The sequence below is a fragment of the Streptomyces sp. OfavH-34-F genome (genome assembly GCF_022347745.1).
Taxonomy (GTDB): domain Bacteria; phylum Actinomycetota; class Actinomycetes; order Streptomycetales; family Streptomycetaceae; genus Streptomyces.
Window position 1 is genome coordinate 1 of sequence record NZ_JAKRGC010000234.1, and the last position, 10,187, is coordinate 10,187.

At 72.5% G+C, this 10,187-nt stretch carries 11 protein-coding genes; 7 read left to right on the forward strand and 4 right to left on the reverse strand.

Going from position 1 to position 10,187, the window contains the following annotated elements:
* A partial coding sequence (locus MHW47_RS26065) for a helix-turn-helix transcriptional regulator (protein ID WP_239226211.1) occupies positions 1–350 on the forward strand: 350 nt, incomplete at its 5' end.
* 311 nt (positions 351–661) lie between these two features.
* Entirely contained in the window at positions 662–1,375 is a 714-nt protein-coding gene (locus tag MHW47_RS26070; protein ID WP_239226212.1) for a lytic polysaccharide monooxygenase, read from the forward strand.
* Between the two features lie 64 nt (positions 1,376–1,439).
* Here the strand turns inward: MHW47_RS26070 and MHW47_RS26075 are convergent, their stop codons facing one another.
* Positions 1,440–2,285, reverse strand: a complete 846-nt coding sequence (locus tag MHW47_RS26075) for an SDR family oxidoreductase (RefSeq protein ID WP_239226213.1) — start codon at positions 2,283–2,285, stop codon at positions 1,440–1,442.
* A 161-nt stretch (positions 2,286–2,446) separates the two neighbouring features.
* Between MHW47_RS26075 and MHW47_RS26080 the strand changes: the two genes are divergently transcribed.
* Positions 2,447–3,028, forward strand: coding sequence for a TetR/AcrR family transcriptional regulator (locus MHW47_RS26080; protein ID WP_239226214.1), 582 nt, complete (start codon positions 2,447–2,449; stop codon positions 3,026–3,028).
* 156 nt (positions 3,029–3,184) lie between these two features.
* Here MHW47_RS26080 and ychF read toward each other — a convergent pair whose 3' ends face one another.
* Complete coding sequence (ychF, locus tag MHW47_RS26085) at positions 3,185–4,273, reverse strand: redox-regulated ATPase YchF (RefSeq protein WP_239226215.1); 1,089 nt, start codon at positions 4,271–4,273, stop codon at positions 3,185–3,187.
* Between the two features lie 377 nt (positions 4,274–4,650).
* Here ychF and MHW47_RS26090 point away from each other — a divergent pair, with 377 nt between their 5' ends.
* Positions 4,651–5,160, forward strand: a complete 510-nt coding sequence (locus MHW47_RS26090) for a DUF6542 domain-containing protein (protein ID WP_374230151.1) — start codon at positions 4,651–4,653, stop codon at positions 5,158–5,160.
* Positions 5,161–5,241: 81 nt separating this feature from the next.
* On the opposite strand, the gene ppgK is transcribed toward MHW47_RS26090, so the two are convergent.
* Both ppgK and MHW47_RS26100 read right to left on the reverse strand, forming a co-directional pair.
* Complete coding sequence (ppgK, locus tag MHW47_RS26095; protein WP_239226217.1) at positions 5,242–5,994, reverse strand: polyphosphate--glucose phosphotransferase; 753 nt, start codon at positions 5,992–5,994, stop codon at positions 5,242–5,244.
* A 39-nt stretch (positions 5,995–6,033) separates the two neighbouring features.
* Complete coding sequence (locus MHW47_RS26100; protein ID WP_239226218.1) at positions 6,034–7,044, reverse strand: 4-hydroxy-3-methylbut-2-enyl diphosphate reductase; 1,011 nt, start codon at positions 7,042–7,044, stop codon at positions 6,034–6,036.
* A gap of 106 nt (positions 7,045–7,150) precedes the next feature.
* On the opposite strand from MHW47_RS26100, the gene MHW47_RS26105 reads away from it, so the two are divergent.
* From MHW47_RS26105 to MHW47_RS26115, 3 genes are all read left to right on the forward strand, one after another.
* Entirely contained in the window at positions 7,151–8,521 is a 1,371-nt protein-coding gene (locus MHW47_RS26105) for an APC family permease (RefSeq protein WP_239226219.1), read from the forward strand.
* Positions 8,522–8,587: 66 nt separating this feature from the next.
* The gene (gene xseA / locus MHW47_RS26110) at positions 8,588–9,799 is read left to right on the forward strand and encodes an exodeoxyribonuclease VII large subunit (RefSeq protein ID WP_239226220.1); all 1,212 of its coding nucleotides are present in this window, start codon (positions 8,588–8,590) and stop codon (positions 9,797–9,799) included.
* A gap of 108 nt (positions 9,800–9,907) precedes the next feature.
* Positions 9,908–10,156, forward strand: coding sequence for an exodeoxyribonuclease VII small subunit (locus MHW47_RS26115; RefSeq protein ID WP_239226221.1), 249 nt, complete (start codon positions 9,908–9,910; stop codon positions 10,154–10,156).
* Positions 10,157–10,187: the final 31 nt, after the last annotated feature.

The following is a 10,187-nucleotide window of genomic DNA, read 5'->3' on the forward strand; positions in this document are numbered from 1 at the left end:
GCCGCCTCGGCGAGGAGGGCGCGTCCCATGCCGCGTACGCCCGGGCCCTGCGCGTGTTCACGGCCGCGGGGGCGCGGGCCTGGGTGGCGCGGGTCCGGGCGGAGCGGGACCGGGCCGGGGAGGTGCCGCTGCCGCGGCTGGACGGCGACGCGTGGCCGGAGCGGCTCAGCTCGACGGAGCGGAGTGTGGTGGCGCGGGTGGCCCAGGGGGCGACGAACCGGGAGATCGCGGCGGGCCTGACGCTGAGTGTGAAGACGGTCGAGGCGGCGTTGACCCGTGCCTACCGCAAGCTGGGCGCGAAGTCGCGCGTGGAGATCGCCCGTATCGTCATGACCCGCCCGGCCACCTGACCCGCGCGCCCCGTCCGGGGCCCTGCCCCGCCTGCCGGTCCGTCTGCCCGACGGTTCTGCTGATACCCCCTCACGTCCGTACCGTCCAGTCCCCTTGACGAGTACACGTCCATAGGTATGGTCTAGACCTAGGTGAGTCGCGGTTGCCCAGGGCGATCGCGGCGTGCGACGGGACTGCGGGCGGCACCTCCCTCGCCACCGGCCGTACCCCGCCCTCGCCGTGTCCAGCACCCCCCGACAAGGCCGCGACCGGTGCGGGCGCGTCCGACCGCTGCCGTCACCCCGCGGCAGCTCCCAGCGAAGGAGTTGGCATGAACGCGAAGCGAAAACTGGCCCTCGTGATCGGTGCGGGTGTCGCCCCCCTGCTCGCGGTGGCCCTGCCGGCCACCTCGGCCAGCGCGCACGGATACGTCTCCTCGCCGCCGAGCCGCCAGGCCCAGTGCGCGGCGGGCACCGTCAGCTGCGGTCAGATCAAGTACGAGCCGCAGAGCGTCGAGGGCCCCAAGGGCCTGCGCAGCTGCAGCGGCGGCAACTCCCAGTTCGCCGAGCTGGACAACGACGCCAAGGGCTGGAAGGCCACCCCGGTCGGGAGCTCCACGAACTTCTCCTGGACCCTGACGGCCCGTCACGCGACGAGCACCTGGCAGTACTACATCGGTGGCACGAAGATCGCCGAGTTCAACGACAACGGTGCCCAGCCGGGTGCCACCAAGACCCACCAGGTGAACTTCGGCGGCTTCAGCGGCAAGCAGAAGGTGCTCGCCGTCTGGAACATCTCCGACACGGCCAACGCGTTCTACGCCTGCATCGACGTGAACATCGGCGGCGGCAACGACGGCGGGGGCGACGGCGGGAACCCGCCCGGCGACTGCACCGCCGCCGCCTGGGACGCCGGCCGGGTCTACAACGGCGGCGACACGGTCTCGTACAACGGCCACAACTGGCGCGCCAAGTGGTGGGTCCAGGGCGAGCAGCCCGGCACGTCGGGCACGTGGGGCGTCTGGCAGGACCTGGGCGCCTGCTGACGGACCGTACACAGAGCCTCTCCGCAGCGGTTGACGACCGCCGCGGAGGGGTACGGGGCGGCGCTCACACCGCGGAGGCGGTGAGCGCCGCTCCGGGCCCGGCGGGTCCGTCCTGGGCGGCCTTCGGTGCCGACGCCAGGACCTTGCGGGTGACGCGCTCGGCGAACGCCGCGACCAGGGCGCGCGGGCGACGCGGCAGCAGATGCGCGGCCAGGGCGTTGCCGAACCCCGGGGTGACATAGGCGCGATCGCGGTCCAGGGCGGCCAGCGCGGCGCGCACCACCGGCTCCGGCGTACTCATCGCCCCGTTGACGGCCGCCTCACGCGTACCGATGGCCTCGAAGAACGGCGTGTCGACCGGACCGGGGCACACGGTGAGCACGCGCACGCCCCTCACCCGGCACTCCTGGCGCAGCGCGAGCCCGAAGTTCAGCACGAACGCCTTGGCCGAGCCGTAGACCGCGAAGTACGGGGCGGGCTGGAAGGCGGCGGTGGACGCGACGTTCACCACGGCGCCCGCGCCGCGCTCCAGCATGCCCGGCAGCAGGGCGTGGGTGAGGCCGACGAGGGCGACGACGTTGACCATCAGCTGGTCGTGGTCGCGGTCGGCGGCGATGTCCTCGAAGCGCCCGCAGGTCCCGAAGCCGGCGTTGTTGACCAGCAGCCCGACATCGATCCCGAGCGCGTGGAGCCGGTCGGCGATCGCATGGGCGGCGCCGGGCTCGGCGAGATCCTGCGCCAGGACGTGCGCCCGAACGCCGTACCGGTCGGTCAGGCGGCCGGCGAGGGCGGTGAGCCGGTCCTCCGACCGGGCCACGAGGACGAGGTCGTGCCCGCGGGCGGCGAGCTGGGCGGCGAACTCCGCGCCGAGCCCGGAGGAGGCACCGGTGACGAGGGCGGTGGTGGGCATGGGAGATCTCCTTGGCCGGGATGGGGACATGGACGCATTCAACTGCGACATGACAGTACAGCTTCCTAGCTGATCTGCAACATTGCTGCTCCACTTAACCCAAAAACGAATCACACATGTACCATTTAGGGGAGATCGAGGCGGAACGACGGGGAGACGGCGTGGGAGAGAAGACGGCACGGCCGCTGCGGGCGGACGCGGAGCGGAGCGTGCGCGCGATCCTGGAGGCGGCCGAACGCCTGCTCTCCCAGGACCCCGGCGCCTCGATGGAGCAGATCGCGGCCGAGGCGGGGGTCTCCCGTACGACGATCCACCGCCGCTTCGCCCACCGCCAGGCACTGATCGACGCCCTGGCCCTGTCGGCCGCCCGCCAGCTCGCCCAAGCCGTGGACGACGGCCGCCCCACGACCGCCCCACCCCTGGTCGCGCTGCACCGCATCACGGCCAACGTCCTCCAGGTCAAGGGCGCCTGGACCTTCGCCCTGAGCCTCCCGGCCACCCCCGGCAGCGAGGCCGCCGCCCTCCACGAGGAGATGGCCCGCCACTGCCTCACGGTCCTGGACCGCGCCCGCGCCGAGCACCTCATCGACGAGGCCGCCGACCTCCCCTGGCTCCAGCGCGTCTACTACGCCCTCCTGGGCGAAACCCTCCACGGCAACCCGACGGACCCCACCACGGACCCGGACACCCTGGCCGCCCGAGTGGTGGACACCCTCCTCCACGGAGCGGGCCCCCGAAACTGACCACCCCGCTGCCGAGCGGCAAACAGGCCGCCGCCGTGGAGTCGAGAGAGGCCACACTCACGGGGCTGGAGAGCGGCCCCGGTTTCTGCGACCGCCGGGCACAGAAAAATGGCCTGACCTGCTTTCTCGCAGGTCAGGCCATTCGTTCACGTCCCGTCAGACGTTGAAGCGAAACTCCACCACGTCGCCGTCCTGCATGACGTAGTCCTTGCCCTCCATGCGGGCCTTGCCCTTGGCGCGGGCTTCGGCGACCGAGCCGGTTTCGACCAGGTCTTCGAAGGAGATGATCTCCGCCTTGATGAAGCCCTTCTGGAAGTCGGTGTGGATGACACCGGCCGCCTCGGGGGCCGTGGCGCCCTTCTTGATCGTCCAGGCGCGGGCTTCCTTCGGGCCGGCCGTGAGGTACGTCTGGAGGCCCAGGGTGTCGAAGCCGACGCGGCCGAGGGTGGCGAGGCCGGGTTCGTCCTGGCCCATGGACTGGAGGAGTTCCAGGGCCTCGTCGTCGTCCAGCTCGATCAGCTCGGACTCGATCTTGGCGTTCAGGAAGATCGCCTCGGCCGGGGCGACCAGGGCGCGCTGTTCGTTCTTGAAGTCCTCGTCGACCAGCTCGTCCTCGTCCACGTTGAACACGTAGAGGAACGGCTTGGTGGTGAGGAGGTGCAGCTCGTGCAGGAGGCGGCCCTTCTCCGTGCCGGCCGTGATGCCCGCGTGGAAGAGGGTGTCGCCGGCTTCGAGGATCTTCTGCGCCTCCTCGACCGCCGCCAGGACCGCGACCTTCTCCTTCTGGAGGCGGGACTCCTTCTGGAGGCGCGGGATCGCCTTCTCCACGGACTGGAGGTCCGCGAGGATCAGCTCCGTGTTGATCGTCTCGATGTCGTCCTTCGGGGAGACCTTGCCGTCCACGTGCACGACGTTCTCGTCCTTGAAGGCGCGGATCACCTGGCAGATCGCGTCCGACTCGCGGATGTTCGCGAGGAACTTGTTGCCCAGGCCCTCGCCCTCGCTCGCGCCGCGCACGATGCCCGCGATGTCCACGAAGTCGACGGTCGCCGGCAGGATCTTCTGCGAGCCGAAGATCTTCGCCAGGGTGTCCAGGCGCGGGTCGGGGACGCCGACCACGCCGACGTTCGGCTCGATCGTGGCGAACGGGTAGTTGGCCGCCAGCACGTCGTTCTTGGTCAGGGCGTTGAACAGGGTCGACTTGCCGACATTCGGCAGACCGACGATTCCGATCGTGAGCGACACGGTGGCGACTTCCCTAGGGGGTGGGCGGACTCGGATGGACGTCGGGCCCGTGGTGGGCCGATTCTCCAGTTTACGGGCGGGCCGGGGCGGGAAGTCACGGGTCCGGACTCGGGGGCTGCGGGGGTTTGCGGCCCGCGGTGACGGGGTGGTCCGCGGTTCCCGCTGCGCCGTGTGGCATCGAACTCATTCGCAAGGTCGGCCAAAGCGCGTGTCCCGCACCCGGTTCCCGCCTCCCGGCGACCTACGTTGTCCCGGTGGAGCAGCACAGGACACGTCCCCCGCAGCGCAGGCAGACCCCGCAGACCCCGTTGTCCCCGCTGGGGGCGGCCGAGGGGCCCCGGAAGGCCGGCGGTGGCGCGGGGGCCCTCGGGTACCGGGTGGTGAGCGCCCCCGCCGTGCTCGCCCTGCGCCGGCTGCCCAACCCCCGGCTCACCGGGATCGGCGCCGGGCTCTTCGCCGCTGCCTCGATGTTCCTCCTCGGCTGCCTGGACTGGCTGCTGTTCGACGAGTCGGCGGTGGTCTTCGGGGTGCTGTTCCTCCCCGTCAGCGCCCTGACCGCGCTCTGGGTGCGGCCGGCGGACCTGGTGACCGCGCCGATCAGCGTACCCATCGCCTTCGCGATCGGCATCGCCCCCATCTCCGGCGGCACCGGTGGCTTCGGCGGCCGGACGATGGCCGTCGTCACCGCCCTCGCCGTGCACGCGGGCTGGCTGTACGGGGGAACCCTCGTCGCGGGCCTCATCGCGACCGTGCGCAAGGTGCGGCTGATGCGGGCCCGGCAGCGGCGCATGCTGCTGGCCGCCCAGACGGCCCGGCCGGTGGCGTCCCCGTCACCGGCCCCCAGCGCGGCGGCGGCCCGAACCCCGCGCCGCCCCTCACAGCGCTAGCCCCCGCGCGCCGCCCTTCGCAACGCTGAATCCCGGCGCCCCCGCGCCGCTCCTCACAGCGCTGAACCCTGGCGCCCCCGATCAGCCTCGTGCGTCCCCGGCGGCCCTGGCCGCCATCGCCGCGCCCACGATGCCCGCGTTGTTCTGGAGCTGCGCCGGGACCATCTCCGCCCGGACGTGTTCGATCAGGGGCAGGAACTTGTCCGCCTTGCGGCTGATTCCGCCGCCGATGATGAACAGTTCCGGCGAGAACAGCATCTCCACGTGCGCCAGGTACTTCTGTACGCGGCGGGACCAGTGGTGCCAGCTCAGGTCCTCGTCCTCCTTGGCCTTCGTGGAGGCGTGCTTCTCCGCGTCGTGGCCGTGGAGCTCCAGGTGGCCCAGCTCCGTGTTGGGGACGAGGCTGCCGTCGGTGAAGACCGCGCTCCCGATCCCCGTACCGAAGGTCAGCACGATCACCGTGCCCTTGCGGCCCCGGCCCGCGCCGAACGTCATCTCGGCGACCCCCGCCGCGTCCGCGTCGTTGAGCACGGTGACCGGGAGGCCCAGCCGGTCGCCGAGCAGGGCGCGGGCGTCCAGGTCGATCCAGCCCTTGTCCACGTTGGCGGCGGTGCGGGTCACGCCGCCCGTGACGACGCCCGGGAAGGTGATCCCGACCGGGCCCTTCCAGTCGAAGTGGCCGACCACCTCGGCCACGCACCCGGCCACGTCCTCAGGGGTGGCCGGGTGCGGCGTCAGTACTTTGTGGCGCTCCCGCGCCAGGTCTCCGCGGTCCAGGTCCACGGGAGCACCCTTGATCCCGGACCCGCCGATGTCCACACCGAAGATCTCCATGTGATCCACGGTACGGGTAGCGGGCGCGCCCCGCTCCTACTACTCCCCGGTCCCGGCGGAGGCGCCGCCCTTGAGGGCCGCCGCCTCCGCGCGCAGGTCGCGGCGCAGCTCCTTGGGCAGCGAGAAGACGATCGACTCCTCGGCCGCCTTCACGATCTCGACGTCCTCGAAACCCCGCTCGGCCAGCCAGGCGAGCACGCCGTCCACCAGCACCTCGGGCACGGAGGCGCCGGAGGTGACGCCCACCGTGGAGACGCCCTCCAGCCAGGCCTCGTCGATCTCGTCGGCGCCGTCCACCAGGTGGGAGGCACCGGCGCCGGCGCCGAGGGCGACCTCGACCAGGCGGACCGAGTTGGAGGAGTTCTTCGAGCCGACGACGATGACCAGGTCCGCGTCGGCGCCCATCTGCTTCACCGCGGTCTGGCGGTTCTGCGTGGCGTAGCAGATGTCGTCGCTGGGCGGCGAGATGAGCTGCGGGAACTTCTCCTTGAGCGCGCCGACCGTCTCCATCGTCTCGTCGACCGAGAGCGTGGTCTGGGAGAGCCAGACGACCTTCGACGGGTCGCGGACCTCGACGTTCGCGACGTCCTCGGGGCCGTCGACCAGGGTGATGTGGTCGGGGGCCTCGCCGGAGGTGCCGATGACCTCCTCGTGGCCCTCGTGGCCGATGAGGAGGATGTCGAAGTCCTCCTGCGCGAAGCGCACGGCCTCCTTGTGGACCTTGGTCACCAGCGGGCAGGTCGCGTCGATCGTGGCGAGCTTCCGCTCCGCCGCCTCCTGGTGCACGGTCGGGGCGACGCCGTGCGCCGAGAACATGACGATCGATCCCTCGGGGACCTCCGCCGTCTCCTCGACGAAGATCGCGCCCTTCTTCTCCAGGGTCTGCACGACGTACTTGTTGTGGACGATCTCGTGGCGCACGTAGACCGGGGAGCCGTACTGCTCCAGGGCCTTCTCCACGGCGATCACGGCACGGTCCACGCCCGCGCAGTAGCCACGGGGAGCGGCGAGGAGGACGCGGCGGGGAGTCGTAGCAGTCATGCGCCCCATCGTAACGGCCGGGCGGGAACGGCCGGGAAAGCCCGTTGGCCGTACCGAACAGGCGTGTCGGGCCGGGGGTCGGGAGACTGGTGCCGACGCCAACCACGGAGGGCTCATGGCCGGCAGCGGTACGGATGCGGGCGGCGGTTCCACGGAACGCGCCCGGCTGCGACGGACCCTGGGATTCCGGGACCTGGTGGTCTACGGGCTGCTGTTCATCGCGCCCATGGCCCCGGTCGGCGTCTTCGGGACGCTGGACGCGAAGTCGGACGGGGCGGTCGCCCTGGTGTACGTGGCGGCGACGGTCGTGATGGCGTTCACCGCGTTCAGCTACGCGCAGATGGTGCGGGTCGCCCCGATGGCCGGTTCGGTGTTCGCGTACGCCCGCAAGGGGCTGGGCGAGGGGCCGGGGTTCATCGCCGGGTGGATGGCGATGCTGGACTATCTGCTGATCCCGGCGGTGGCGTACCTCTTCTCGGGGATCGCGATGAACTCGCTGGTTCCCGGTGTCTCGCGGTGGGTATGGACGGCGCTCGCGGTGGTCCTGACGACGCTGCTCAACCTGTGGGGGGTGCGCGCCGCCGCGCGGGTGGGTTTCGCGGTGCTGGCGATGGAGATCGTGGTGCTGCTGGTGTTCGTGGGGTCGGCGGTGGTGGTGCTCGCACGGGACGGGGCGCAGCGGGGCTGGCTGACGCCCCTGACCGGGGACTCGGGGTTCTCCACGACGGCGGTGCTGGGCGCGGTGTCCGTGGCGGTGCTCTCGTATCTCGGTTTCGACGCCATCGCCTCGTTCGCGGAGGAGGTGACGGGCGGCTCGGCGCAGGTGGCGCGGGCGGTGCTGTTCTGTCTGGTGCTCGCGGGCACGCTGTTCGTGGTGCAGGCGTATCTCGCCGCCCTGCTGGAGCCGATGACGTCGGCGGAGCTGGCCGCCGATCCGGGGGCGCAGGGTGCGGCCTTCTACGACACGGTGGACGTGGCGGTGGGGACCTGGCTGCACGATCTGGTGGCCGCCAGCAAGGCGGTCGGGGCGGCGTTCGCGGCGCTGGCGGGGCAGGCGGCGGCCGGGCGGCTGGTGTTCGCGATGGCCCGGGAGCGGCGGCTGCCCGGGGTGCTGGCGCGGGTGGACGCGCGGTCCGGGGTGCCGAGGGTGGCGATCGTGGTCGCCGCCGTCGTGACGCTGGTGGCGGCGGTGTGGGCGGCCCGGCGCGACGACGGGCTGGACCATCTGGTGTCGGTCGTGGACATCGGGGCGCTGACGGCGTTCGTACTGCTGCACGCGTCGGTGGTGGGGTGGTTCGTGGTGCGGCGCGGGGAGGGGCCGCCGAGCTGGTGGCGGCATCTGGTGGTGCCGGTGGTCGGTGCCGGGGTGCTGGTCGCGGTGATCGTGGAGGCGACGGGGAGCGCGCAGGTGGTGGGCGCGTGCTGGCTGGTGGTGGGCCTCGTGGTGGTGCTGGCGCAGCGGGGGCGCGGGAACGTGGTCCCGTAGGGGGGACGAGCCGGTGGGTCGCGCGGGCCGGGCCCGTTGTCGGTCGGGGCCGTTACGCTCGCTCGCATGGCTCTCAATACTTCCCCGGAAGCCCCGTTGCCCGTCGGTGACGTCTCGCGGCTCATCGGCGGCTGGATCGACCGGCTCGGTTCGGTCTGGGTGGAGGGTCAGATCACCCAGCTGTCGCGGCGGCCGGGCGCCGGGGTGGTGTTCCTGACGCTGCGCGACCCGTCGCACGACATCTCGGTGAGCGTGACCTGTTTCCGGCAGGTGTTCGACCGGATCGCCGACGTCGTGTCGGAGGGCGCCCGGGTCGTCGTGCTCGCCAAGCCGGAGTGGTACGCGCCGCGCGGCCAGCTGTCGCTGCGGGCGACGGAGATACGGCCGGTCGGCATCGGCGAGCTGCTGGTCCGGCTGGAACAGCTGAAGAAGTCGCTGGCCGCCGAGGGGCTGTTCGCGCTGGACCGCAAGAAGCCGCTGCCCTTCCTGCCGCAGCTGATCGGGCTCGTCTGCGGACGGGCGTCGGCGGCCGAGCGCGATGTGCTGGAGAACGCCCGCCGCCGCTGGCCCGCCGTCCGCTTCGAGGTCCGCAACGCCGCCGTGCAGGGGGTGCACGCGGTGAACCAGGTGGTCGCGGCGGTCCGGGAGCTGGACGCGATGCCGGAGGTCGACGTGATCGTCGTGGCGCGCGGCGGTGGCAGCGTCGAGGACCTGCTGCCGTTCTCGGACGAGGAGCTGATCCGTACGGTGTCGGCCTGCCGTACGCCGGTGGTCTCGGCGATCGGGCACGAGCCGGACTCGCCGCTGCTGGACCTGGTCGCGGACGTACGGGCGTCCACGCCCACGGACGCGGCGAAGAAGGTCGTGCCGGACGTGGGCGAGGAGCTGGACCGGGTGCGGCAGCTGCGCGACCGCGCCCTGCGGACGGTCCGGGGGCTGCTCGACCGGGAGGAGCGGGGGCTGGCCCATGCGCTGGGGCGGCCGTGCATGGAGCACCCGCAGCGGATGGTGGACGAGCGCGAGGCGGAGGTCGACGCGCTGGCGGGCCGGGCCCGCCGGGTCCTGGGCCATCTGCTGGACCGGGCCGACTCGGAGCTGGCCCACACCCGGGCGCGGGTGCTCGCGCTGTCGCCCGCCGCGACCCTGGAGCGCGGGTACGCGGTGCTCCAGCGCGCCGACGGACACGTGGTGCGCGACCCCTCGGACGCGGGCGCGGCCGGGGAACCGCTGCGGGCGCGGGTGTCGGGGGGCGAGTTCGCGGTGCGGGTCGCGGAGTAGGCGCAGCGGTGGGGGCCCGGTCCCCGCCGCCGGGGCCGCGGCCCCGGCCAGGACGACGACGTACAGGCCGGCACGGACCGGCACAGGCCGATGCATAGGGTGGATCACATGACGGACGACGCGACGGCGACCGCCGCCACGGGCAGCACGCTCGGGTACGAGCAGGCGCGTGACGAGCTGATCGAGGTGGTGCGCCGCCTGGAGGCGGGCGGGACCTCGCTGGAGGAGTCCCTCGCGCTGTGGGAGCGCGGCGAGGAGCTGGCGAAGGTGTGCCGGCACTGGCTGGAGGGCGCCCGAGCCCGGCTGGACGCCGCGCTGGCGGGCCCGGCGGACGGCGAGGGCCCGGCCGGGGGCTGAGGACGGCGGACGGGTACGCGGAGGGGGCCGG

Excerpts from the sequence above, each read along its gene's own strand:
- MHW47_RS26105 (WP_239226219.1), top strand. The coding sequence starts at position 7,151 with ATGGCCGGCAGCGGTACGGATGCGGGCGGCGGTTCCACGGAACGCGCC.
- MHW47_RS26115 (WP_239226221.1), top strand. The coding sequence starts at position 9,908 with ATGACGGACGACGCGACGGCGACCGCCGCCACGGGCAGCACGCTCGGG.
- MHW47_RS26100 (WP_239226218.1), bottom strand. The coding sequence starts at position 7,044 with ATGGGGCGCATGACTGCTACGACTCCCCGCCGCGTCCTCCTCGCCGCT.
- MHW47_RS26070 (WP_239226212.1), top strand. The coding sequence starts at position 662 with ATGAACGCGAAGCGAAAACTGGCCCTCGTGATCGGTGCGGGTGTCGCC.
- xseA (WP_239226220.1), top strand. The coding sequence starts at position 8,588 with ATGGCTCTCAATACTTCCCCGGAAGCCCCGTTGCCCGTCGGTGACGTC.
- MHW47_RS26075 (WP_239226213.1), bottom strand. The coding sequence starts at position 2,285 with ATGCCCACCACCGCCCTCGTCACCGGTGCCTCCTCCGGGCTCGGCGCG.
- ppgK (WP_239226217.1), bottom strand. The coding sequence starts at position 5,994 with ATGGAGATCTTCGGTGTGGACATCGGCGGGTCCGGGATCAAGGGTGCT.